This window comes from Pseudomonas tolaasii NCPPB 2192 (assembly GCF_002813445.1).
GTDB classification, from domain to species: Bacteria; Pseudomonadota; Gammaproteobacteria; order Pseudomonadales; family Pseudomonadaceae; genus Aquipseudomonas; species Aquipseudomonas tolaasii.
The window spans coordinates 3,858,807-3,880,139 of sequence record NZ_PHHD01000001.1 but is presented as its reverse complement, the minus strand read 5'-3'; the positions used below and the strand labels follow the sequence as shown (position 1 = coordinate 3,880,139).

Sequence of the window (21,333 nt, the reverse complement as noted above, 5' to 3'; positions counted from 1 at the left end):
TTAACGAAGGCGCAGCATGCGCTCGACTTTTGCCACGTCAGACGGATGCAGCAAGCTGCTACCGCGCAGTTGACGCTTACGCTTGGTCGACATTTTGGTCAGGATGTGGCTCTTGAAAGCGTGCTTGTGCTTGATACCGTTAGCAGTTTTCAGAAACCGCTTAGCAGCACCACTTTTAGTCTTCATCTTTGGCATGTTCGGATACTCCGCATTCAGTTGATAAACATAATCAGAAGGCCTGCCGTGCCCTGTTGATTACTTCTTCTTTTTCGGGGCGATGACCATAATAAGCTGGCGTCCTTCCATCTTAGGATGCTGTTCGACCGAACCGTACTCGAGCAGGTCAGCTTCAACCCGCTTGAGGAGTTCCATCCCCAGCTCCTGGTGGGCCATCTCACGGCCGCGGAATCGCAAGGATACCTTGGCCCTGTCCCCATCACTCAGGAAACGTACCAGGTTGCGCAGTTTTACCTGGTAATCCCCTTCCTCCGTCCCTGGACGAAACTTGATTTCTTTTACTTGAATCTGCTTCTGGTTCTTCTTCGCCGCAGCAATCTGCTTCTTCTTTTCGAAGATCGACTTGCCGTAGTCCATCACCCGGCAAACAGGCGGGACTGCGTCGGCGGAGATTTCCACCAGGTCCAGTTTGGACTCTTCAGCGATACGAAGCGCTTCATCAATCGAGACGATGCCAATCTGCTCGCCGTCAGCGCCAATTAACCGAACCTCGCGTGCCGAGATATTCTCGTTGATCGGGGCTTTCGGTGCAGCTCGTTTATCTTGTCTCATTTCACGCTTAATAATAATTACTCCGAATCTGGGCGACCACGCCGGGAAACCGCTTGCGCGAGGAACTCAGCGAACTGGGCGACGGGCATCGAGCCCAGGTCAGCACCTTCACGAGTACGCACAGCGACAGTCTGCATCTCGACTTCCCGATCTCCGATAACCAAAAGATAGGGAACCTTGAGCAAAGTATGCTCGCGGATTTTAAAGCCGATCTTTTCATTTCTCAAGTCGGACTTGGCACGAAACCCGCTTTCGTTGAGAGTTTTTTCAACTTCAGCGGCAAAATCTGCCTGTTTATCAGTGATATTCATGATCACTGCCTGGGTCGGCGCCAGCCACGCAGGGAATGCACCCTCGTAGTGCTCGATCAGGATCCCGACGAACCGTTCGAACGAGCCGAGGATCGCCCGGTGCAGCATTACCGGGTGTTTGCGGCTGTTGTCTTCGGACACATATTCGGCGCCCAGACGAATCGGCAGGTTAAAATCGAGCTGCAGGGTACCACACTGCCAGACGCGGCCAAGGCAATCTTTCAGCGAGAACTCGATCTTCGGACCGTAAAAAGCCCCCTCCCCCGGCTGCAGATCGTACGCAAGGCCCGCACTGTCAAGCGCGGCGGCCAGTGCAGATTCAGCGCGATCCCACAACTCATCGGAACCCACGCGTTTTTCCGGACGAGTGGACAGCTTCATTTCGACTTCGGTAAAGCCGAAATCGCGATAAACATCCATGGTCAGCTTGATAAAGGCGGCGGACTCTTCCTGCATCTGCTCCTCAGTGCAGAAGATGTGGGCGTCGTCCTGGGTGAAGCCACGCACGCGCATGATGCCGTGCAGCGCACCCGATGGCTCGTTGCGGTGGCAGGCACCGAACTCGGCCAGGCGCATCGGCAACTCGCGGTAACTCTTCAGGCCCTGGTTGAACACCTGCACGTGGCACGGGCAGTTCATTGGCTTGATGGCGTAGTCGCGGTTTTCCGACTGCGTGGTGAACATATTGTCGGCGTAGTTGGCCCAGTGTCCGGATTTCTCCCACAGGCTGCGATCAACGACTTGCGGCGTCTTGATTTCCAGATAGCCGTTGTCACGCTGAACCTTGCGCATGTATTGCTCAAGCACCTGGTACAGGGTCCAACCGTTCGGGTGCCAGAACACCATGCCCGGCGCTTCTTCCTGGAGGTGAAACAGGTTCAGGCGCTTGCCGATTTTACGGTGGTCGCGTTTTTCAGCTTCTTCGATGCGCTGGATGTAGGCGGCCAGCTGCTTCTTGTCAGCCCAGGCGGTACCGTAGATCCGTTGCAGTTGCTCGTTCTTTGCGTCGCCGCGCCAGTAGGCACCCGACAGCTTGGTCAGCTTGAACGACTTGAGGAAACGCGTGTTAGGCACGTGCGGGCCACGGCACATGTCGACGTATTCTTCGTGGTAGTACAGGCCCATGGCCTGTTCGTCCGGCATGTCTTCCACCAGACGCAACTTATAGTCTTCCCCGCGAGCGGTGAACACATCGATCACTTCAGCGCGCGGCGTGACTTTCTTGATCACGTCGTAATCTTTTTCGATCAACTGATGCATGCGCGCTTCGATAGCGGCCAGGTCGTCCGGCGTGAAAGGACGCTCGTAGGCGATATCGTAATAGAAGCCTTCGTCAATGACCGGGCCGATCACCATTTTCGCGGTCGGATACAGTTGCTTGACCGCGTGGCCAATCAAGTGCGCGCAAGAGTGGCGAATGATCTCGAGCCCCTCTTGATCCTTTGGCGTGATGATTTGCAGGCTGGCATCGCCGGTGATCAGGTCGCTGGCGTCAACCAGCTTGCCGTCGACCTTGCCGGCCACCATGGCTTTGGCCAGGCCTGCGCCGATGGATGCGGCGACTTCGGCTACGGAAACCGAATGATCGAATGAACGTTGACTGCCGTCGGGAAGAGTAATAGTTGGCATGGCGCCTCCTCTCCTAGTGGTGACCCCTACCAAAGGTCACGTGGGTTGGGATGAGCCAGTACAAGATCCAATACCAGGCCGTTCAGTGATGAACGCCTGCCTTACAGCGGCAGGAGCCTTTCGGCCAACCGATAATCGAACCAGAGTGACTGGAGTGATCTAAAAAGAACATGGCAAGGCGGCAATGGGCACGCCTGGAAATAGCCAAGCGAAGGATGCTAGCACAGATGAACGGTCATCGCGCCGACACCGCCTTGCGAAATACAAATTCCTGCGTCTATAGCGCCAAAAGTGAACTTGAGCTGTACGCCAGGCCTCAAACCCATCGAGAATCGCCGTTCGTCCTCGACCCAAAGGAGCATCCACATGATGCGTTTTACCTCGACCCTCGCCATCGCAGCTTCCCTGGCTTTCCTGTCTTTCGGTGCCCAGGCCGCCGCCCCGTCGAACTGGCCAGCGGGCGCCCGCGACAGTTTCGTCAGCGACTGCAGCGCAGCCGCCAGCCAGAACGTAGACGCTAAAACCGCCAAAGACCATTGCGAATGTGGCGCCGACAAAATCAATGCCGAATTGAGCACCGCAGAAATCAAAGAACTCATGACCAACCCGAACGCCAGCCCGGAGCTTAAAAACAAAGCTGTCGCGGCTATTTCGTCCTGCAAGGTCGTGAAGAAAAAGTAAGATTGAGCTGGATTCAGGCGCGCATTTCGCTGAAAAAACAGCCTGAAAACTGCCATTTCTCACAAATTACGCAGGTTTTACGGCTTTTTTTAACTGTTGGTATTTTGCGCCAAAGCCCCGTAGATCGGGGCTTACAGCCGATCAAGGCATTAAACGCAACGCTATTGATTAGCAAACAATGCCTTGGGGGGGCTCCCAAGCCGAACATTTCGACTATGATAGCCCGGTGTGCCCAGTTGGCCTGAGCAGCACAGCACTACTGAAAATATATGTTTCTTGGAGATACACCATGTCTAATCGCCAAACCGGCACCGTTAAATGGTTCAACGATGAAAAAGGCTTCGGCTTCATCACTCCTCAAGGTGGCGGTGACGACCTGTTCGTACACTTCAAAGCTATCGAAAGCGACGGTTTCAAAAGCCTGAAAGAAGGCCAAACCGTTTCCTTCGTGGCTGAGAAAGGCCAAAAGGGTATGCAAGCTGCACAGGTTCGCGGCGAGTAATTCTCCGCTGAGCTAAAAAAACCCCGTCCATGTGACGGGGTTTTTTATGGGCGCTGCAAAAGCCTTGAAAGACTTAACCGCAATTGACGCGCGTGATCACCAGGTTTTCATCGGTGTTCAGGTTCAAACGGTCGGAACGATATTCCAGGGTAATCATATCGTTCGGCTTGAGAATGCGTGCGTTCTGGGCGCCGGCACGGCTACGCGCCTGCTCCAGCAGCTGGGGCGACGCCTTCTGGCCGATGGTGAATTCGGCGGCTTTCGACTCACAGCGGCTATGACCGGCATCTGCCGCAGCGGCGTCTTTGCCTGGCTCAGAGGCACCCGGGGTGCTGCAACCCGCCAACGCGAGTGCTGCCAACAAAGTACCGAATGATGCGAGCTTCCAAGGCATGAAGCCTCCTATGATAAAAAATGGACAGAGATCGTGCGACAGCGGTATGACGGATTGGTTTCAAGACGTAAACCGCGCCGGGCAAGTCTGCCTGACTCTCGTCCCGCCTTCGCCCGGTCAATCGTGACCAGATATGAACGCATTCAGTAGATATCGATGTAGTCGGACGAGGGCTTGGGCCAGTTCTGTTTCAGGGCATTGAAAATCTGCGTCACCCAGACCTCATCGCTCGCTGCGACGTTACCGACGTAGCCAGACCCCTTGGCCCAGGTTTCCAGGCGAAACAGCAGCCCGTCGATATCCACACCACCGACGATTCGACCCGAGGAAAGATAGGCAATACCCGCCTTGCTGACTCTCAGTTGAGCGTGCTCGTCGTCGCTGGCGCTGGCGATCAGTTGGCGCACGGCAGACAGGGTGAGGTTTTCGGGGTTGTTCAAATCGATCTGCACGCGGTGTTTCCCGGCAATTGGACAGGGGCACAGTGTCGCACAGCCCCCTCCTCATGCCTAAGTCGCAGTGCCAAACGCCGCGCAAAATGGTTAACTGGCCGGGTAAAAGCCGCGTTTTAGCGCATTGCCCCGTATTTCCAGCTCGCGAGACACCCATGACCACCGTAACCCTGCAAGCCGACATCAAAGCCAAGTGGCCTCAAGGACAAAGTTCCTACAGCCCCGGAAGCCCGGAGGAGCTGGCAATCATCGGTATCGACCTGCTGGTCAAGGAATTGGGCACACAGGCTGCGCAGGCGTTTATCGGCCAGATATTCGAAAAATACCCGGCCGACCATATGGGGGCACACAACCCCGAGCGCGAATAAGACCCGGCCGGCGAGCGCCGACCGGTCAACACGTTACTTCAGGCGCGCCAGGCGCTCGGTCAGCAGATCGAAGAAGCCCTGAGCGTTGCCGTTCTCCACCCAGAATGCGTTCTTCGGCTGTTTGAGGCCATCGTACCAATCGACGATGGTCTGGCCGAAGGTCGGGCCTTCGCGACTGTCCACCACCACGTTGACTTCACGGCCGGTAAACAGCTCGGGCTTGAGCAGATAGGCAACCACCGTGGCGTCATGTACAGGGCCGCCCGGAATACCGTAGTGCTCCATGTCGCCTTTGACGTATTCATTGAGAATACTGCTGACAACCTTGCTCGCATTGTTGTTCAGATCGGCGATCTTCTTCAGGCGAGCATCGCTGGTCAGGACCTTATGGGTCACGTCCAGCGGCAGATAGGTCAGTTTCACGCCGCTTTTGAGCACAATCTCCGCCGCCACCGGGTCGGCAAACAGGTTGAATTCCGCCACCGGCGTGATATTGCCGCCGTTGAAGTGCGCCCCGCCCATCACCACCACTTCCTTGATGCCTTGGGTAATTTCCGGGGCCTGGGTCAGCGCCAGGGCCAGGTTGGTTTGCGGGCCGAGCATGGCGATGGTGATGCTGTGTGGCTTGGCAGTGCTCAGGGTCTTGATCAGGTAATCAACGGCATTGCCTTCGGCCAGGCCTTTTTTCGGCTCATGCACCGTCACCCCGGAAATGCCTTCCTTGCCGTGAATGTTCTCGGCGTAGATCGGCTTGCGCAGCAGCGGCGCCGGGGCCCCTGCGTACACCGGAATGTCTTCGCGCCCTGCCCACTCGCGCGCCAGGCGCGCATTGCGGGAGGTTTTGTCCAGGCGCACGTTGCCGGCAACGGTGGTCAGCGCACGAATACTCAACTCCTCCGGAGACGCCATGGCAAACAGCAAGGCCACCACGTCATCGGCACCCGGATCGGTGTCGATGATCAGGTCGATTTTCTCCGCCGCATGGGCGTTGGCTGCAGTGAGTGCGGACAAAAGCAGGACACTCCGAAACAGGTTTTTCAGGGATGGAAGACCACGTTGCATGAAACACTCCTTGTCATAGGGAAACGCTAGAACGTAACGCCGGAGACCAGCGCGATATTGCAATAAGGTTGGCATTCGCCCGTGCGAACGACGGCGCGAGCGCTGCGGCTCAATTGCTTGAATGCTTCATGGCTGACGAGGCGGCGCTCACCCAGCGCGGCCTGTTCAGTCAGGGTATTGAGCTCGGTCAACGCGAGCGGCTGCTTGAGCAGGATTTCTTCGGCCAGCACATGGCTTTCTACCTGCATTTCGCTGAGCACAATGCGCAGGGTGCTGATGAAATCCGGAATGCCCTGGGTCAACGCCAGGTCGATCAATTCGACGCCCGGCGGTACGGGCAGGCCGGCATCACCAATCACAAGAATGTCACCGTGCCCCAGAGAGGCGATCACGCGCGACAGGGCGATATTAAGCAGAGGTGTCTTTTTCATGAGGGCACAAAACCTTGAACGTCGTGCAGCATAGGAATAGAGGGTTGCGCACCGGCACGGGTCACCGACAGCGCCGCCGCAACCTGGCCAAAGCGGATCGCCTCGGCCTCGCTTTTGCCATTGGCGAGCGCCGCGGCAAAGCCGCCGACAAAGGTGTCACCGGCTGCCGTGGTGTCCACTGCCTGGACCTTGGGCGCTGCCAGGTGTTCAAAGCTGCTGCCGTCGGCGAATAACGCGCCCTGGGACCCCAGGGTGATGATGACCTTGCCTGCGCCTGCCTTGATCAGTTCGGTTGCGGCGGCTTTGGCGCTGTCGAGAGAGTCGACCGTCACGCCGCTCAAGGCCGTGGCTTCGCTTTCATTGGGGATCAGGTAATCGACCGAGGCGTACCACTCGGCCGGCAAAGGCCCACTGACCGGCGCCGGGTTCAGGATGACGGTCTTGCCGAGTTCGCGACCACGCTTGAGGGCATGACCCACCGTGTCCATCGGTACTTCCAGTTGGCAGACGATCACGTCAGCCGCCTGCATGACCGCGTCAGCTGTGTGCAACGACGCAGGCGTCAGCGCTCCGTTGCTGCCGGCCACGATCACAATTGCGTTTTGACTGCTGTCATCCACCACAATCAGCGCCACGCCGCTGGAACCGTCCACGGTGCCGACGGCCTGACAATCAATGCCTTCAACCAGCAGCGCATCGCGCAGTTGAGCGCCGTAGGCGTCGGTGCCGACGCAGCCGATCATCGACACCTCAGCGCCAAGTCGAGCCGACGCCACCGCCTGGTTGGCACCCTTGCCGCCCGGGACGGTGGAGAACGTCTGGCCGATCAGGGTTTCACCGGCACGCGGCAAGCGGCTGGCGCGGGTGACCAGGTCCATGTTCAAGCTGCCTATTACCACTACTTTTGCTGGCATACATCAGTACTCATCAATTCGGTTCAGCGGTACTGGGCGAACACACCGGCAAACGGCGCCGTGGATTCACGCAATACGATGCTCGGCGTCACGATGCGCTGATCGATCGGCAGTTGGGGTGTCGCAATTCTTTGCAATAAAAGCTCGGCCGCCGTCTCGCCCAATTGCACGATCGATTGCCCGACCGTGGTCAGTGCGGGGTACACGTAGCGGCCCATTTGAATGTCATCAAAACCGATCACCGACAGCTCGCCCGGCACGCGGATATTGCGCTCTGCGGCGGCGCGCAACACGCCGAAACCAATCATGTCGTTGCTGGCGAAAATCGCACTGGGCGGGTTGTTCGCCAGCAACTGCACAGCAGCGGCATAACCACCGGTACTGGTGAAGTCGCTTTCGCGGGTACGCGCGGCATCCACTTCCACACCCGCCTCACGCAGCGCGCGGTGGTAGCCCGCCAGACGCATTTGCGCCACCCGGGTGTGGCCCGGGCCGCCGATGCAGGCGATATCCCGATGGCCCAGCTCCAGCAAATGCCGGGTTGCGAGGTAAGCGCCCTCTTCGTGGTCAATGCGCACCAGGTCGACATCAATGCCGTCCAGCGCCCGGTCGACGATCACCATGGGCGTGCGCACCGCACTCAGGCCGGCGGCGAGGCCGCTGTCGTCGCCGCCTACTGAGGTCACGATCAAGCCGTCGATGCGCTTCTCCAGCAGCACGCGCAAATAGTTGCGCTGCTTTTCAGCATTGTCGTCGGAGTTGCACAGGATCACGCAGTAGCCGTTACGCTCGCAGTAATCCTCAATGCCGCGCGCCAGTTCCGCGAAATACGGGTTGAGGCTGTTGGGCACCAGCAGGCCAATGGTCGCGGTGGTCTTGGCCTTGAGCGAGCGCGCCACCGCACTCGGCACATAGTCCAGTTGCTTGATAGCCGCCTCGACCTTGATCCGCACAGGCTCGCTGACCGGGCGCGTCTTGTTCACCACATGGGACACGGTGGTGTAGGAAATACCCGCAAGCGCCGCCACATCCTTGATCGTTGCCATGATTCAGCCCCGCCGACTGGCGCGCTGGCTGCGGTAAGTGTCGAGGACCACGGCGATCACAATCACCGCACCGGTAATGATGCGTTTGGTGGGCTCCGTGGCACCGATCTGCGCAAGGCCGGCGGCCAGTACCGAAATAATCAATACGCCAAAGAACGTGCTGATCACCGAACCGCGCCCGCCCATCAGGCTAGTACCGCCGATGACGACCGCAGCGATGACCTGCAACTCCAGGCCGGATCCGGCATTCGGGTCCGCCGCTTCCAGACGTGAAATCTGGAACAGCGCCGCCACACCGGCCAGCAGGCCCATCAGGCTGAACACCAGAATTTTGTAGGGCTTGGGGTTGATCCCGGCCAGGCGCACAGCCTCTTCGTTGGTGCCGATGCCGATCAGGTAACGACCAAATACCGTGCGGGTCAACACCAACTGCGCGGCGATGATCACCAGCAACGCAATGATGAAAGACGGCGAAATACCAAAGGCCACCGGGTTGGACAGCCAGGCGAACGAGTCACCGATATAGGCGGTGCGCGAGCCGGTCATCTGGTACGCCACACCGCGTGCCATTTCCAGCACACCCAGGGATACGATGAACGACGGGATGCGCCAGGCCACGGTGATCGAACCGGTGACGGTACCGGCCAGGGCCGCACAGCCCATGCCAAGCAAAGCGGCCGGCAAGACGCTCCAGCCCCAGCCCAGAATCGCCACGCTGACGGCCGACGCCGCCAGGGCCAGCACCGAGCCTACCGACAGGTCGATACCGCCGATGATCAGGATGAAGGTCATGCCCACCGCCAGCACCATCAGGTCGGGGATCTGGTTGGCCAGGGTGCTGAAGGTGTCGTAAGACAGGAAATGATCGCTCAATACAGAGAACAACGCGATCATCGCGAGCAAGGCACCGGCCAAGCCCAGATAAGTGCCCAGACCGTAGAAGTTGCCGCCGGTTTTACCGGGGGAATGTGTGGTTTTCATGGGGTTTCCCTAAGCAGTGCGTCGTTGAGCAGCGCATCACGTTTTTGATAGCCGGCAAACGCGGCGGCGAGCAGTTCGTCCTGGGTCCAGCTGTCGCGCTCGAAGGTCTCGATCAGGCGCCCGGCGGACAACACACCGATGCGATCGCAGATCAGCATCAGCTCGCGCAGGTCACTGGACACCACCACCAGCGCTTTGCCCTGGCGAGTCAGTTCGCCGAGCAAGGCATAAATATCGAACTTGGCTCCCACGTCGATGCCGCGGGTGGGCTCGTCGAACAACATCACCGCGCAGTCGCGCTCCAGCCAGCGGCCGATCACGACTTTCTGCTGGTTGCCGCCCGAGAGCTCGGAAACGAGCTGGGCCGGGCTGGAGCTGCGGATACGCATGGCATCCACCTGGCGCTTGGCCAAGGCAGTTTCGTCGCGGCTGTTGACCACGCCGCCGCCAGAGATTTTCGGCATGTTGCCCAAGGCAATGTTGGCGCTGATGGATTGGGTCAGCAGCAGGCCTTCGCCCTTGCGGTCTTCGGTGATCAAGGCAATGCCATGGCCCACCGCGTCGACGGGCGAGCGGATGCTCACCACTTGAGCGGGCGAACCGAGCGCCACAGTGCCGCTGTCGGCAAGGTCGGCGCCGAAGATCAGGCGCAGCAGTTCAGTGCGGCCGGCGCCAATCAGGCCGGAGATGCCGTAGATCTCGCCGGCGCGCACTTCAAAGGAAACATCCCGAACCTTGTCTGCGCGGGTCAACCCTTTCACCGTCAGGGCGGGGCCGCCGATGGTGCGCGGGCCCAGATCGATGTGCTCACCCAGCTCGCGACCGACCATCAGGGTGACCAGTTGCTCGCTGTTGTAGTTGGCCATCGGCTCGACGCAGACCAGCTTGCCGTCGCGCAGTACCGCAATGCGCTGGGCGACACGGGCCAACTCTTCGAGCCGGTGGGAAATATAAATGATCGCCACGCCCCGGGCCTGCAAGCGGGTGATTTGCTCAAACAGCATCTCGACTTCACGGGCCGTGAGCATGGCCGTGGGCTCATCGAGGATCAGTACATGGCAGTCGCCGATCAGGTTACGGGCGATTTCGACCATCTGTTGGTGACCGATGCCCAGGCTGCCGACGAGGGTGTCCGGGTCGATGGCGTCGAGGCCGACCTGGGCCATGGCCTCGATCGCGGCTTTGCGCAGTTGCTTGCGGCTGATCCAGCCGCCATGGCTGGGCAGGTTATCCAGGAACAGGTTTTCGGCCACGGTCAGGGTCGGCAACAGGTTGAGTTCCTGCATGACCATGCGCACGCCCAGCCCTTCGGCCTGGGTGCGGCTGCCCGGACGGTAATCCTGGCCGTTGAACTGCATGTGCCCGGTGGTCGGCGTGACCAGCCCGCCGATAATCTTCGACAACGTGCTTTTACCTGCGCCGTTCTCGCCGGTCAGCGCCAGCACCTCGCCGCGATTGAGCGTCAGGGTGATGTCGGACAGAACCGGTTGGGCATAGGTCTTGCCGATACCGCTGACCGAGAGGACAGCGTTCGGGGCGGAAGATGACATAGGAAAATCTCCAGGCGCCCGCTCAGGACGAGCGGACGCTGTTGGGTGCAGCCAGGATTACTTCTTGAGGACGAGTTCGACCGGGGTTTCGATCATGCCGTCAACCGCGTCGACTTTTTCACCCTTGACCAGCTTCAGTGCGTTCTGGATACCGAACACCGCTTGCTGGGCCGCAGCCTGGTCGGCGGTGGCGAGTACGCGGCCGTCCTGCAGCATGGGCTTGATGGCCTCGATGTTGTCGTAACCCACCACGAGGACTTTGCCGGCCTTGCCTGCGCCACGCACGGCGGAGACAGCGCCCAGCGCCATGTTGTCGTTGCCGGCCAGCAGGGCCTTGATGTTCGGGTTGGCCTGCAGCATGGCGGCGGCGATCGCGTTGCCCTTGTCGATTTCCCACTCACCGGACTGGGTGGACACGATTTTCATGCCGGCAGCGTCCATCGCATCCTTGAAGCCTGCGGTGCGTTGCTGAGCGTTGGTGGTGGTGGACACGCCTTCGATGATGGCAACCTCATCGCCTTTGGTGAGGTGCTTGGCGAGTTCTTCACCCACCAGGCGAGCGCCTTTGCGGTTGTCCGGCCCCACGAACGGGATATCCAGGGATTTGCTTTTCAGCACGTCCACATCAAGACGGTTGTCGATGTTGACCACCTTGATGCCTTTATCGGCAGCTTTCTTCAGCACGGTAACCAGCGCCTTGGAGTCGGCCGGCGCGATCACGATGGCGTTGACCTTGGCGAGGATCATCTGGTTGACGATGTCGATTTGCGCACTGGTGTCGGTTTCGTTCTTGATCCCGTTGGTGATCATGTCGAAATCGGCGGCGTGTTCTTTCTGGTACGTCTTGGCACCGTCTTGCATGGTGACGAAGAATTCGTTGGCGAGGGATTTCATGACCAGGCCGACCTTGGGTTTGGCGGCAGCGTCATCGGCAAAAGCAGAGGAGAGAGGCAGGGCAGCGGATGCGGCGGCAAGCACAGCGACAGCAAGTAGACGTCCGGCGAATGGCAGCTTCATGGGTTCACTCCGATCTTATGATTATTGTGAGCAACGCTCGCGCTGTGAAACATCTCGCAAACGTTTGCGTTGTTCAAACTATGAGAACGTTGCGGGGATTTGTCAACGGAAGAAAATCGTCTTTCATCTACGCCCGTCTGCCTCTGCGATCACACAAATCCGCTGAAACGATTAAACATCGCCTACGCCCGAGCGTTCTCTAAAACGACAGGCGGCGAACCTCTCGTCATACGTGAAGCTTCAATATTCCATCATAGTTTTCGGCCAACCGAACGCAAGACCACCGCCTGTTCGGAATGCCGGACAGAGGCTGATGGAGACAAACCAAAAAATCGATTTAAATTGTTTGAAATCAATAAGTTAATTAAAAAAAGCAAACACAATCAGCTTGGTACAAATCCTGCTCTTTCTCAGCACCTCGTGGCATTCAGAACCGCCCGGGTGTTCTAGATGAACCTGCTACCGCACTCATCAAAAACCAGAGAGAAAAATAATGAAATCTGCACTGAAATCCTTTGTTCCGGGCGCCCTCGCCCTCCTGCTGCTGTTCCCCGTTGCCGCCCAGGCAAAGGAAGTTGAAACCAAGACCAAGCTCTCCAATGTGGTGATTCTTGCCACCGGCGGCACCATTGCCGGCGCCGGTGCCAGCGCCGCCAACAGTGCCACCTACCAGGCCGCGAAAGTCGGCATCGAACAATTGATCGCCGGCGTGCCCGAGCTCAGCCAGATCGCCAACGTACGCGGCGAGCAAGTGCTGCAAATCGCCTCCGAAAGCATCAACAACGAAAACCTGCTGCAACTGGGCCGCCGCGTGGCCGAGCTGGCCGACAGCAAGGACGTGGACGGCATCGTGATCACCCACGGCACCGACACTCTGGAAGAAACCGCTTACTTCCTGAACCTGGTGGAAAAAACCGACAAGCCAATTGTGGTCGTCGGCTCCATGCGCCCAGGTACCGCGATGTCGGCTGACGGCATGCTCAACCTGTACAACGCCGTGGCCGTCGCAGGCAGCAAAGACGCACGCGGCAAAGGCGTGCTGGTGACCATGAACGACGAGATCCAGTCGGGCCGTGACGTCAGCAAGATGATCAACATCAAGACCGAAGCGTTCAAAAGCCCTTGGGGCCCACTGGGCATGGTGGTTGAAGGCAAATCCTACTGGTTCCGCCTGCCTGCCAAGCGCCACACCATGGATTCCGAGTTCGACATCAAGAACATCAAGAGCCTGCCCGATGTTGAAATCGCCTACGGCTACGGCAACGTGAGCGACACCGCCGTCAAAGCCCTGGCCCAGGCTGGCGCCAAAGCCATCATCCATGCCGGCACCGGCAATGGCTCGGTGTCGTCCAAGGTCGTTCCCGCCCTGCAGGAACTGCGCAAGCAAGGCGTGCAGATCATTCGTTCTTCCCACGTGAACGCTGGCGGTTTCGTACTGCGCAACGCCGAACAGCCTGACGACAAGTACGACTGGGTTGCCGCACACGATTTGAACCCGCAGAAAGCGCGGATCCTGGCGATGGTCGCCCTGACCAAAACCCAGGACAGCAAAGAGCTGCAACGGATGTTCTGGGAATACTGATTCCTGGTAATCGTTGCATAGAGGCGGGTTTACCCGCCTCTACTTTCTTCGCAGCCCCTCTATAAAACATCCGCTTCCTACGTCAAAAAGCCTTGAATGCTGTCAGACGAACTACTTGAACGTTAAGTAGTTGCGAAACTGCCCACAGTTAAATACTGTATGCACATACAGCAAATCAAGGAATACTCCGTGGCAAAGTCTTCTTCCGCAACACTCACCCCCCCTGATGCTTACGAACGCCTCGCCCTTCGCGTGCAGAAGATTATCAACTCGACGAACGCCCAGAAGGCCAAAGCGGCTTTGATCTTTCGTCTACCGGATGAGCCCGAAGATGAATGGGCGCGCTTGCTGGAAGAAATTGCCGAGAACGACAACGTTACTCTCGCCTACCGCGATGATGGTGGCGTGCAGATTTTCTGGGTCGTACCAAAGGAAGATTGATTGAATGATTGCCCGCGTTACCGCTGTGTTTTGCCTGCTTTTTGTTGTCACCGCCAATGCCCAGGCGCCTCGCACCTTCAGCGAGGCCAAGAAAGTCGCCTGGAAACTTTACGCGCCGCAATCCACCGAATTCTATTGTGGCTGCAAATACACGGGAAACCGTGTGGATTTGAAGGCCTGTGGCTACGTTCCGCGTAAAAATGCCAGCCGCGCCGCACGCATCGAATGGGAACACATCGTCCCGGCCTGGCAGATCGGGCATCAACGCCAATGCTGGCAGGACGGCGGGCGCAAGAACTGCACGCGCCGTGATGAAGTATTCAAACGCGCCGAGGCCGACCTGCATAACCTCGTACCCAGTATCGGCGAGGTCAATGGCGACCGTAACAACTTCAGTTTTGGTTGGCTGCCGGCACAGCGTGGGCAGTATGGTTCATGTTTGACGCAGGTGGACTTCAAGGCCAAAAAGGTCATGCCCCGCCCGTCAATTCGCGGGATGATCGCCCGCACGTACTTTTACATGAGCAAACAATATGGCTTGCGCCTGTCCAAACAGGACCGCCAACTGTATGAAGCCTGGAACAAGACCTATCCGGTGCAGGCGTGGGAGCGTCAGCGCAACCAAACCGTGGCTTGCGTGATGGGGCGCGGTAATGAATTTGTCGGCCCGGTAAACCTGAAAGCCTGCAGTTGAAAGCGGGCGGGAAACCCGCCCGATCGGCCTCTACTGCGCAGCCTTGTGCTCGACGACCTGTGAGACGGTGTCATTTTTCTTGGCGCGCGCCATTTTCTCGTTCAACAGCGCTTGCTTGGCTTCGGCTTCTGCCTTGCTGGCGAACGGCCCCAGAAACACCTCGTCCTTGCCGTCGATCCTGGCAATGTAAAAATTGAAACCATGCTCAAGCAACCAGGCAGTCAGGTCGGTGATCGCCTGCAACTTGTGGTCGGGCGGGCCAACCCACACGTCCCATTCCTGGGCGGCAATCGCTCCGGTTTGCGGCTGGCTCTCAGTCACGGAAGGCTTGGCTCTGGGGGTATCCACGCTTTTTCCTTCACCGCAACCGGCCAATGCCAACACCGCAATTGCCATCGCTACTTTACGCACTGCCCTGCTCCTTTGAGGATAAAGAGGCAACTTTATCATTCACTGTCTATTCTGGCCGTCATAAACATTGGCTTAAACAATGCGAATGATGTATCGCAGACCTGTATGATGCCGCCATGGGAATTAATGTCGCCTCTATGCGTCCTAAAAGAGGCAGTCACAGGGAAGCGCTTAGCAGTAAGCTACACACATCCGACACCTGCCCTGTCTGAAACATGTGTCCTTAAAAGTAATCAAGGAGAAGTCCATGCTTATACTCACCCGCAAAGTCGGTGAAAGCATAAACATCGGTGATGACATCACGATCACCATCCTGGGCGTCAGCGGCCAGCAAGTACGAATCGGCATCAATGCACCCAAGGATGTTGCCGTGCATCGCGAGGAGATTTATCAGCGCATCCAGGCAGGCCTGACTGCTCCGGACAAAAACCAGACGCCTTGAAGCACGCTCAGTAGCCAGCCCTTTCGTTCACGGTAACGGCTGGCGAAGACCCTCTGTTTGCGCACGCGGCTCGTCTTTGGCGTTGCTTCAAGATGAAACTGCGTAAATGCCTGGAACTTGTTACAAAATTAGTAGCCGAACCTCCTGAATGTGATTTTGCCGCCCTGGCAAATTCGGGAGCGCTCAAATGAGGCCTACGATAAGGCAACCGCTAGTGTCCAGGTCCTGGATGATCGCCCTGTTGATCGGGCTGGTCTTTGTGATACTGGGATATGCCCTGAAATTCGAAATTGAAGGTGTCGACGACCCAGGCAAGCGTTCCTGGCTGGACTTGGCACTCTTTCTTTGCGGCTACGTTTTTGTGTTCTGCATCAAGCCCATTCAAAAAGCCGTCCTGCGCAAGTTGTGCCAGCGAGCCGCTCACCGCGGCCACCCATAATCGCAAGATGACACCTGGCTGCCTGCCACCGGATTATCGGTATTGATACTGGCGTACCACCACCTATGCTATGGCTTGCAGGGTCAGTGAAGGCGTTAGAGCAGATGGACACCCTCAGTAAACTCGAAATCGAATCAGCTTTGGCAGCCCGGCTGCCCAGCTACAGTGTGACTTGCACACTCCACGCGGACGGCACCTTGTCCGCGATCCTCAGCGGTCCGGAAACCGACCATTTTGCAATCACCGGAATCGTCCGCGCCCACTATCGCGGCGCGGAAGCCATCGCTCGACTCGCCAACGAGATACTCAGAGAGATGGTGCTGTCTCGCCAGGGCCTCAGAAGCAATCGGCTACAGGCCTCCTCTGACCCACCCTTCTGCGAATAAGCCCGGCGCGTCATGCCTGGCGCTGCACACTCAAAAAGCCGTCTGCATCCGTTGCCGCGTGCAGCCCTTCATAACCGTCAATGCAAACATGCGCGGTAACCAACGGCCTGGAATGCGTTGCGGTCACGACCACCACATCCGCCCCCGCCGCCTCGCCTGCCCGGATGCCTACCGGCGCATCCTCAAACACAAGGCAATCCTGCACCGCCACACCCAAACGCTGGGCGCCCAGCACATAACAGGCCGGATCGGGCTTGCCGATCGCAACGTCCTCAGCCGTTACCCACACGGTTGGAGGCTTGATACCAGCCGCTTGCAGACGACGCAACGCCAACGCCCTGGGCGCCGACGTGACCAGTGCCCATTGGTCGCCCGGCACGCTATTCAGGAACTCCGCCGCGCCGGCAATGGCCACGACACCCTCCACGTCGTCGATTTCCGCCTCGGTGATCCACTGCGCTTCAACCTCGGCGTCGACACCGGGCAGCGCCTGACGGGTAATCGTGTCGATCGCCCGGGCGCCGTGAATCGTCTTTAGGAAAGCCGCCACATCCAGACCATGGCGCTCGGCCCAACGGCTCCAGACACGCTCGGCGGCGGCAATGGAGTTGAGCAAGGTCCCGTCCATATCGAACAGAAAGGCACGGTAACGTCGGATCAATACGGCGGAGTCTGAGGTGGACACTGCGGGGCTTTCCTTTTAGTCGGTAACAAAGGCTGACCCCGAAGCAATCTACGGATCACCCCCCAACTTGTAAACGCCGAAGACAACCTGACAGCGCATTGCATTACAACCTTGTAATGAAGCTGTAAGTCTTCGCAGCCCCCTCACTTCATACAGTGGAGTCGTCAGTCACCCACACCGGTTGACGTCACTTCCTACTGATGAAAAAGGGTCCACCCATGAAACCTGCAAGCAAACTCTGCCTGATCGCCGCCAGCCTGTTGATGCTGGGCACCGGCACCGCGATGGCCGGTACGGTCGCGCCGGTCAAAGCCAACAACGTGGTGCTGGTGCACGGTTCCTGGGCTGACGGCTCGAGCTGGTCCGAGGTCATCACCCGCCTCCAGGCCGCCGGCCTGCACGTCACCGCGGTACAAAACCCGCTGACGTCGGTTGCCGATGACGTCGCCGCCACCAATCGCGTACTCGATCAACAGGACGGCCCTACCGTGCTGGTAGGCCACTCCTACGCCGGCACCGTGGTCAGCGACGCCGGGGCCAACCCGAAAGTCAGCTCGCTGGTTTACGTGGCAGCCCGTGCGCCGGACGCCAACGAAGACTTCGTCGCGCTTTCCGCCAAGTACCCGACCATGCCCGTACGTGCCGGTGTGGAAGATCACGACGGCTACCTGACCCTGAGCCAGGACGCCTTCCTCAAGTACTTCGCCGCCGACGTACCGCGCGCCAAGGCCCTTGAGCTGTACGCCGTGCAGCAACCCATCACCAAGACCCTCTTCAGTGGCCGCACAGTGAATGCCGCCTGGCACACCAAACCGTCGTGGTACGCGGTGTCGAGCAATGACCAGACCATCAACCCGGACCTGGAACGCTTCCTGGCCAAACGCATGAACGCCACCACCATCGAGCTGCCTTCGAGCCACTTGTCGCTGGTGTCCCACGCCAAGGAAATCACCGACCTGATCCTCGAAGCGTCCGGTCGCCAGCCTTGATCCCTGAATGACGAACTTGTCATCAACCTGTTGGTTGGCTGTTGGGTACCGCTGGTTAACGTGAACTCACTGCCACGAACCGGCAGCCAACCCTTAAAGAGAGATACCGCCATGAAACTGTTTATCCTGGGCTTTGCCGCTTTACTCGCCACCGGTTCCGCGTTTGCTGCCGACACCCCTGCCGCCAACAACGTGATCCACGACAAGACCGGCTTCTTCGTGCACCTGGACGTCGACAAAGTGCTGTCGAGCACCGACACCTACGGCCAGTGCGGCATCGTGCCGGCCCGCCTCGACTACCTCGATCACCAGGGCCGTGAACACGTGCTGGACTACCAGGTACAAGGCATTGGTTGCGCCAGTGACAATTGATCGGGCTACACTTGCGCCACGTACAGAACCAGGGCACTTCCCATGAACATTCTTGTCGTCGAAGACGAACCCAAGGCCGGCAATTACCTGCTCAACGGCCTGCAGGAACTGGGCTACTCCGTGAGCCTGGCCCGCGACGGTGTGGACGGCTTGCACCAGGCGCTGGAAACGCCGTTCGACGTGATCGTGCTGGATGTCATGATGCCGAAAATGGATGGCTGGGAAGTGCTGCGCCGGCTGCGCAAAGAGGCCGACACGCCGGTGCTGTTTCTCACCGCCCGTGACGACATTGCCGACCGCATCAAGGGTCTGGAGCTGGGCGCCGATGATTACCTGATCAAACCGTTCTCCTTCGCTGAACTGGTTGCGCGCTTGCGCACCCTGACACGCCGTGGCCCCAGCCGCGAAGAAGAACAGCTGCAGATCGCCGACCTGCAAATCGATGTGCTCAAACGCCGCGTCACCCGCGCCGGTACACGCATCACCCTGACCAACAAGGAATTCGCATTGCTGCACCTGTTCGCCACCCATCAGGACCAGGTGCTGTCACGCTCGATGATCGCTTCGCGGGTGTGGGACATGAATTTCGACAGCGACACCAACGTGGTCGATGTGGCCGTGCGCCGCCTGCGCCTGAAAATCGACGACCCGTTCCAGCTCAAGCTGATCCACAGCGTGCGCGGTATCGGCTACCGCTTCGATACCCAGCCATGAACCAGCGCCGCCATTATTCGCTGACCCTGCGCCTGGCGCTGATCTTCGCCCTGCTCGCCTTTGCCCTGCTCGCGACCCTGGGCGTGGCGCTGTACCGCGAGCTGGAGCGCGAGTTGATCAAGCGTGATGATGCGGCGCTGATCTACCGCGCCGACCAGTTGCGCAACCTGCTCAATGACAGCAACACCCTGGACCTGATCAAGACCAAGCCGGAACTGTTCCAGAACATGTTGGGCAACAGTGAATCGGTGCTGAGCATCGCGGCGCCGGGGCAGAAGCCGCTGTTACTGGTCAACCCGGGCAACATTGAAATGCCGTCGGTGACACCGGTGCCGAAAAATCAGGAACTGGGGTTTTCCGACGTGCACCATTTGCCGGGTGTGAATGGCGTGCCCTTCGCCACCGTGGCCGCGTCCATCGACTCAGGCGACCTGGGCAGCCTGCAGGTCACCACCGGGCGCCTGATGACCGAGCGCACCGCCATGCTCGCCAGTTATCGCTTGAGCGTGTTTATCCTGGCCAGCATTGCCGCGATCATACTCGCCGTGGTGAGTTACGTGATGGTGCACCGCGGGTTGGTGCCACTGCGGCGCCTGGCCACACACGCCCAGGGCATCGGCGTGGGCAACCTGGCCGAACGCCTCGACAGCCACGGCGCGCCGAAAGAGCTGCTGCCGATGATCGACTCGTTCAATACCATGCTCGAACGCTTGGCCAAGGGTTTTGTACAGCTGGGTCAGGTCTCCACGGACATGGCCCATGAACTGCGCACACCGATCAACAACCTGCTGGGCGAAACCCAAGTGGCCCTGCATCAAAGTCGCAGCATCGAGAGCTATCAGCAGTTGCTCGCATCGAATGTCGAAGAGCTCGAACGCCTGGCGCGCATGCTCGACAACATGCTGTTCCTGGCCCGTACCGACCCGGCCAGCGCGCTGCGTCAACGCCAGGAACTGAGTGCCGCCGATGAAGTGGAGCGCATGGCCGATTACTTTGAAGGGCCGGCCAGCGATGTGGATATCCGCATTGTCGCCGAAGGTGACGGCGTGATCTGGGCCGAGCCGATGCTGCTGCGCCGTGCGCTGGCAAATCTTTGCGCCAACGCCATCAAGTACGGTGCGTCGAGTTCCGAGCTGGCCATTCAGGCGGTTCCGGACGCTGAAGGAATATGCCTCAGGGTCACCAACACGGGCGCAACCATTCCCGCGCAGCACTTGCCCCGATTGTTCGAACGATTTTACCGGGTGGATGAGTCCCGCGAGCGTTCCGCGCAGTCCAACGGGCTGGGCCTGTCGATTGTGGCGACCATCATGCAGTTGCATAACGGTCGTTACAGCGTCACCAGCGAGGAAGGCGTGACGTGTTTTGAGTTGTTCTTTCCGCGCCGAGAGGGCTGAAACGGCAGGTCAACTGACCTGCCCGCCGACCTCGGCGACATCCACCCGTGTATGCCAGGCGGCGGAAGCTGCCACGCGCAAGCCTTCAACCATCGTCGCCAGCGCCATCGACGGCTGCCCGCTCATGACCACTTGTTCCGGCAAATACGGCACATGGATAAACCCACTGCGCACGCCTGTTTCAGCCAACGCATGCTGTAACAGATAAAACACCTGATTGCAGACAAAGGTGCCGGCAGTTTGCGAAACCGAAGCCGCGCCCCCTGCCTCGCGCACGGCGTTGACCATGGCCTTGATCGGCAATGTGCTGAAATACGCCGCAGGCCCGTGGGCCACGACAGCTGTATCCACCGGCTGCTCGCCCAGGTTGTCGGGAATGCGTGCATCGTTGACATTGATCGCCACCCGCTCCACCGAGAGGTCGCTACGACCCGGCCCGAGCCCGGTGGCTATCACCATCGCTGGCTGCAACTCGTTAATCATTTGCGTCAGGCACGCCCCTGCCGTGGCAAACGCACAGGGCAGTTGGCGCGCAACAATTTGCACATCCTCACTCAGCTGTACGCCGTCCAACCGGCGCACGGCTTCCCAGGACGGGTTGATCAAGTCTTTGTCAAAGGGCTCGAAGCCGGTCAGCAATACAGTGTGCATCTG

At 58.9% G+C, this 21,333-nt stretch carries 28 protein-coding genes; 13 read left to right on the top strand and 15 right to left on the bottom strand.

Going from position 1 to position 21,333, the window contains the following annotated elements; genetic code table 11:
- From rpmI to thrS, 3 genes are read right to left on the bottom strand one after another with little or no spacing between them, the layout of a single operon-like run.
- Positions 1–195 carry a 50S ribosomal protein L35 gene (rpmI, locus tag ATI14_RS18060; RefSeq protein ID WP_002553160.1) on the bottom strand — a complete coding sequence of 65 codons (195 nt, stop codon included), beginning with the start codon at positions 193–195 and terminating at the stop codon, positions 1–3.
- A gap of 60 nt (positions 196–255) precedes the next feature.
- Positions 256–807 carry a translation initiation factor IF-3 gene (gene infC, locus ATI14_RS18055; protein WP_169850653.1) on the bottom strand — a complete coding sequence of 184 codons (552 nt, stop codon included), beginning with the start codon at positions 805–807 and terminating at the stop codon, positions 256–258.
- On the bottom strand, positions 807–2,729 hold the full coding sequence (thrS, locus tag ATI14_RS18050) for a threonine--tRNA ligase (protein WP_080520336.1): 1,923 nt from the start codon (positions 2,727–2,729) through the stop codon (positions 807–809). The genes infC and thrS overlap by 1 nt, the downstream gene beginning before the upstream one ends.
- Before the next feature lie 366 nt (positions 2,730–3,095).
- On the opposite strand from thrS, the gene ATI14_RS18045 reads away from it, so the two are divergent.
- Positions 3,096–3,410, top strand: coding sequence for a hypothetical protein (locus tag ATI14_RS18045; RefSeq protein ID WP_016970996.1), 315 nt, complete (start codon positions 3,096–3,098; stop codon positions 3,408–3,410).
- A 289-nt stretch (positions 3,411–3,699) separates the two neighbouring features.
- Positions 3,700–3,912: a cold-shock protein gene (locus tag ATI14_RS18040; RefSeq protein WP_003234260.1), complete on the top strand. Its 213-nt coding sequence runs from the start codon at positions 3,700–3,702 to the stop codon at positions 3,910–3,912.
- A gap of 73 nt (positions 3,913–3,985) precedes the next feature.
- On the opposite strand, the gene ATI14_RS18035 is transcribed toward ATI14_RS18040, so the two are convergent.
- Together ATI14_RS18035 and ATI14_RS18030 are read right to left on the bottom strand one after the other, a co-directional pair.
- Positions 3,986–4,306 carry an I78 family peptidase inhibitor gene (locus ATI14_RS18035; protein ID WP_016970995.1) on the bottom strand — a complete coding sequence of 107 codons (321 nt, stop codon included), beginning with the start codon at positions 4,304–4,306 and terminating at the stop codon, positions 3,986–3,988.
- 143 nt (positions 4,307–4,449) lie between these two features.
- Positions 4,450–4,758: a hypothetical protein gene (locus ATI14_RS18030; protein ID WP_016970994.1), complete on the bottom strand. Its 309-nt coding sequence runs from the start codon at positions 4,756–4,758 to the stop codon at positions 4,450–4,452.
- Positions 4,759–4,913: 155 nt separating this feature from the next.
- On the opposite strand from ATI14_RS18030, the gene ATI14_RS18025 reads away from it, so the two are divergent.
- Entirely contained in the window at positions 4,914–5,126 is a 213-nt protein-coding gene (locus ATI14_RS18025; protein ID WP_015884938.1) for a hypothetical protein, read from the top strand.
- Between the two features lie 33 nt (positions 5,127–5,159).
- Here ATI14_RS18025 and ATI14_RS18020 read toward each other — a convergent pair whose 3' ends face one another.
- From ATI14_RS18020 to ATI14_RS17990, 7 genes are read right to left on the bottom strand one after another with little or no spacing between them, the layout of a single operon-like run.
- Positions 5,160–6,188, bottom strand: a complete 1,029-nt coding sequence (locus tag ATI14_RS18020) for a nucleoside hydrolase (RefSeq protein ID WP_016970993.1) — start codon at positions 6,186–6,188, stop codon at positions 5,160–5,162.
- Positions 6,189–6,214: 26 nt separating this feature from the next.
- Positions 6,215–6,619: a D-ribose pyranase gene (rbsD, locus tag ATI14_RS18015; RefSeq protein WP_016970992.1), complete on the bottom strand. Its 405-nt coding sequence runs from the start codon at positions 6,617–6,619 to the stop codon at positions 6,215–6,217.
- Positions 6,616–7,533, bottom strand: a complete 918-nt coding sequence (gene rbsK / locus ATI14_RS18010; protein WP_016970991.1) for a ribokinase — start codon at positions 7,531–7,533, stop codon at positions 6,616–6,618. The genes rbsD and rbsK overlap by 4 nt, the downstream gene beginning before the upstream one ends.
- A 23-nt stretch (positions 7,534–7,556) precedes the next feature.
- Positions 7,557–8,579 (bottom strand): LacI family DNA-binding transcriptional regulator, encoded by a 1,023-nt coding sequence (locus tag ATI14_RS18005; RefSeq protein ID WP_016970990.1) that lies wholly within the window; start codon positions 8,577–8,579, stop codon positions 7,557–7,559.
- Between the two features lie 3 nt (positions 8,580–8,582).
- Positions 8,583–9,560, bottom strand: a complete 978-nt coding sequence (locus tag ATI14_RS18000; RefSeq protein WP_016970989.1) for an ABC transporter permease — start codon at positions 9,558–9,560, stop codon at positions 8,583–8,585.
- A complete protein-coding gene (locus tag ATI14_RS17995) occupies positions 9,557–11,110 on the bottom strand; it encodes a sugar ABC transporter ATP-binding protein (RefSeq protein ID WP_016970988.1) in 1,554 nt (517 codons plus the stop codon). Before ATI14_RS17995 ends, ATI14_RS18000 begins: the two co-directional genes overlap by 4 nt.
- Before the next feature lie 57 nt (positions 11,111–11,167).
- Positions 11,168–12,127 (bottom strand): sugar ABC transporter substrate-binding protein, encoded by a 960-nt coding sequence (locus tag ATI14_RS17990; protein ID WP_016970987.1) that lies wholly within the window; start codon positions 12,125–12,127, stop codon positions 11,168–11,170.
- A 493-nt stretch (positions 12,128–12,620) separates the two neighbouring features.
- Here ATI14_RS17990 and ATI14_RS17985 point away from each other — a divergent pair, with 493 nt between their 5' ends.
- The 3 genes from ATI14_RS17985 (at position 12,621) to ATI14_RS17975 (ending at position 14,844) form a co-directional block, all read left to right on the top strand.
- Positions 12,621–13,709 carry an asparaginase gene (locus ATI14_RS17985; protein WP_016970986.1) on the top strand — a complete coding sequence of 363 codons (1,089 nt, stop codon included), beginning with the start codon at positions 12,621–12,623 and terminating at the stop codon, positions 13,707–13,709.
- 189 nt (positions 13,710–13,898) lie between these two features.
- Positions 13,899–14,150 carry a DUF1654 domain-containing protein gene (locus ATI14_RS17980; RefSeq protein ID WP_020372586.1) on the top strand — a complete coding sequence of 84 codons (252 nt, stop codon included), beginning with the start codon at positions 13,899–13,901 and terminating at the stop codon, positions 14,148–14,150.
- A gap of 4 nt (positions 14,151–14,154) precedes the next feature.
- Entirely contained in the window at positions 14,155–14,844 is a 690-nt protein-coding gene (locus ATI14_RS17975) for an endonuclease (protein ID WP_016970984.1), read from the top strand.
- Between the two features lie 30 nt (positions 14,845–14,874).
- On the opposite strand, the gene ATI14_RS17970 is transcribed toward ATI14_RS17975, so the two are convergent.
- Positions 14,875–15,240 (bottom strand): hypothetical protein, encoded by a 366-nt coding sequence (locus ATI14_RS17970; RefSeq protein WP_016970983.1) that lies wholly within the window; start codon positions 15,238–15,240, stop codon positions 14,875–14,877.
- A 262-nt stretch (positions 15,241–15,502) separates the two neighbouring features.
- On the opposite strand from ATI14_RS17970, the gene csrA reads away from it, so the two are divergent.
- The 3 genes from csrA (at position 15,503) to ATI14_RS17955 (ending at position 16,522) form a co-directional block, all read left to right on the top strand.
- Positions 15,503–15,697, top strand: coding sequence for a carbon storage regulator CsrA (csrA, locus tag ATI14_RS17965; RefSeq protein ID WP_003192511.1), 195 nt, complete (start codon positions 15,503–15,505; stop codon positions 15,695–15,697).
- A 187-nt stretch (positions 15,698–15,884) separates the two neighbouring features.
- Positions 15,885–16,136: a hypothetical protein gene (locus tag ATI14_RS17960; protein WP_016970982.1), complete on the top strand. Its 252-nt coding sequence runs from the start codon at positions 15,885–15,887 to the stop codon at positions 16,134–16,136.
- 104 nt (positions 16,137–16,240) lie between these two features.
- The gene (locus ATI14_RS17955; RefSeq protein WP_031319746.1) at positions 16,241–16,522 is read left to right on the top strand and encodes a hypothetical protein; all 282 of its coding nucleotides are present in this window, start codon (positions 16,241–16,243) and stop codon (positions 16,520–16,522) included.
- 10 nt (positions 16,523–16,532) lie between these two features.
- Here ATI14_RS17955 and ATI14_RS17950 read toward each other — a convergent pair whose 3' ends face one another.
- Entirely contained in the window at positions 16,533–17,207 is a 675-nt protein-coding gene (locus tag ATI14_RS17950; RefSeq protein ID WP_016970980.1) for an HAD family hydrolase, read from the bottom strand.
- A gap of 218 nt (positions 17,208–17,425) precedes the next feature.
- On the opposite strand from ATI14_RS17950, the gene ATI14_RS17945 reads away from it, so the two are divergent.
- From ATI14_RS17945 to ATI14_RS17930, 4 genes are all read left to right on the top strand, one after another.
- Positions 17,426–18,196, top strand: coding sequence for an alpha/beta fold hydrolase (locus tag ATI14_RS17945; RefSeq protein ID WP_016970979.1), 771 nt, complete (start codon positions 17,426–17,428; stop codon positions 18,194–18,196).
- 111 nt (positions 18,197–18,307) lie between these two features.
- A complete protein-coding gene (locus ATI14_RS17940; RefSeq protein ID WP_016970978.1) occupies positions 18,308–18,568 on the top strand; it encodes a DUF2790 domain-containing protein in 261 nt (86 codons plus the stop codon).
- Positions 18,569–18,610: 42 nt separating this feature from the next.
- Complete coding sequence (locus tag ATI14_RS17935) at positions 18,611–19,282, top strand: heavy metal response regulator transcription factor (RefSeq protein WP_016970977.1); 672 nt, start codon at positions 18,611–18,613, stop codon at positions 19,280–19,282.
- Positions 19,279–20,679: a heavy metal sensor histidine kinase gene (locus ATI14_RS17930; protein WP_016970976.1), complete on the top strand. Its 1,401-nt coding sequence runs from the start codon at positions 19,279–19,281 to the stop codon at positions 20,677–20,679. Before ATI14_RS17935 ends, ATI14_RS17930 begins: the two co-directional genes overlap by 4 nt.
- Positions 20,680–20,688: 9 nt before the next feature.
- On the opposite strand, the gene pcp is transcribed toward ATI14_RS17930, so the two are convergent.
- Complete coding sequence (pcp, locus tag ATI14_RS17925; protein WP_016970975.1) at positions 20,689–21,330, bottom strand: pyroglutamyl-peptidase I; 642 nt, start codon at positions 21,328–21,330, stop codon at positions 20,689–20,691.
- Between the last annotated feature and the right edge of the window lie 3 nt (positions 21,331–21,333).

Coding starts and splice junctions, on each gene's coding strand:
- ATI14_RS18040 (WP_003234260.1), top strand. CDS start 3,700: ATGTCTAATCGCCAAACCGGCACCGTTAAATGGTTCAACGATGAAAAA.
- ATI14_RS17975 (WP_016970984.1), top strand. CDS start 14,155: ATGATTGCCCGCGTTACCGCTGTGTTTTGCCTGCTTTTTGTTGTCACC.
- ATI14_RS17995 (WP_016970988.1), bottom strand. CDS start 11,110: ATGTCATCTTCCGCCCCGAACGCTGTCCTCTCGGTCAGCGGTATCGGC.
- rbsD (WP_016970992.1), bottom strand. CDS start 6,619: ATGAAAAAGACACCTCTGCTTAATATCGCCCTGTCGCGCGTGATCGCC.
- ATI14_RS18005 (WP_016970990.1), bottom strand. CDS start 8,579: ATGGCAACGATCAAGGATGTGGCGGCGCTTGCGGGTATTTCCTACACC.
- ATI14_RS17990 (WP_016970987.1), bottom strand. CDS start 12,127: ATGAAGCTGCCATTCGCCGGACGTCTACTTGCTGTCGCTGTGCTTGCC.
- ATI14_RS17985 (WP_016970986.1), top strand. CDS start 12,621: ATGAAATCTGCACTGAAATCCTTTGTTCCGGGCGCCCTCGCCCTCCTG.
- ATI14_RS18025 (WP_015884938.1), top strand. CDS start 4,914: ATGACCACCGTAACCCTGCAAGCCGACATCAAAGCCAAGTGGCCTCAA.
- ATI14_RS17940 (WP_016970978.1), top strand. CDS start 18,308: ATGAAACTGTTTATCCTGGGCTTTGCCGCTTTACTCGCCACCGGTTCC.
- csrA (WP_003192511.1), top strand. CDS start 15,503: ATGCTTATACTCACCCGCAAAGTCGGTGAAAGCATAAACATCGGTGAT.
- ATI14_RS17945 (WP_016970979.1), top strand. CDS start 17,426: ATGAAACCTGCAAGCAAACTCTGCCTGATCGCCGCCAGCCTGTTGATG.
- ATI14_RS18045 (WP_016970996.1), top strand. CDS start 3,096: ATGATGCGTTTTACCTCGACCCTCGCCATCGCAGCTTCCCTGGCTTTC.
- ATI14_RS18020 (WP_016970993.1), bottom strand. CDS start 6,188: ATGCAACGTGGTCTTCCATCCCTGAAAAACCTGTTTCGGAGTGTCCTG.
- ATI14_RS17935 (WP_016970977.1), top strand. CDS start 18,611: ATGAACATTCTTGTCGTCGAAGACGAACCCAAGGCCGGCAATTACCTG.
- pcp (WP_016970975.1), bottom strand. CDS start 21,330: ATGCACACTGTATTGCTGACCGGCTTCGAGCCCTTTGACAAAGACTTG.
- ATI14_RS18035 (WP_016970995.1), bottom strand. CDS start 4,306: ATGCCTTGGAAGCTCGCATCATTCGGTACTTTGTTGGCAGCACTCGCG.
- ATI14_RS17960 (WP_016970982.1), top strand. CDS start 15,885: ATGAGGCCTACGATAAGGCAACCGCTAGTGTCCAGGTCCTGGATGATC.
- rpmI (WP_002553160.1), bottom strand. CDS start 195: ATGCCAAAGATGAAGACTAAAAGTGGTGCTGCTAAGCGGTTTCTGAAA.
- rbsK (WP_016970991.1), bottom strand. CDS start 7,533: ATGCCAGCAAAAGTAGTGGTAATAGGCAGCTTGAACATGGACCTGGTC.
- thrS (WP_080520336.1), bottom strand. CDS start 2,729: ATGCCAACTATTACTCTTCCCGACGGCAGTCAACGTTCATTCGATCAT.
- ATI14_RS18000 (WP_016970989.1), bottom strand. CDS start 9,560: ATGAAAACCACACATTCCCCCGGTAAAACCGGCGGCAACTTCTACGGT.
- ATI14_RS17970 (WP_016970983.1), bottom strand. CDS start 15,240: ATGGCAATTGCGGTGTTGGCATTGGCCGGTTGCGGTGAAGGAAAAAGC.
- ATI14_RS17930 (WP_016970976.1), top strand. CDS start 19,279: ATGAACCAGCGCCGCCATTATTCGCTGACCCTGCGCCTGGCGCTGATC.
- ATI14_RS17955 (WP_031319746.1), top strand. CDS start 16,241: ATGGACACCCTCAGTAAACTCGAAATCGAATCAGCTTTGGCAGCCCGG.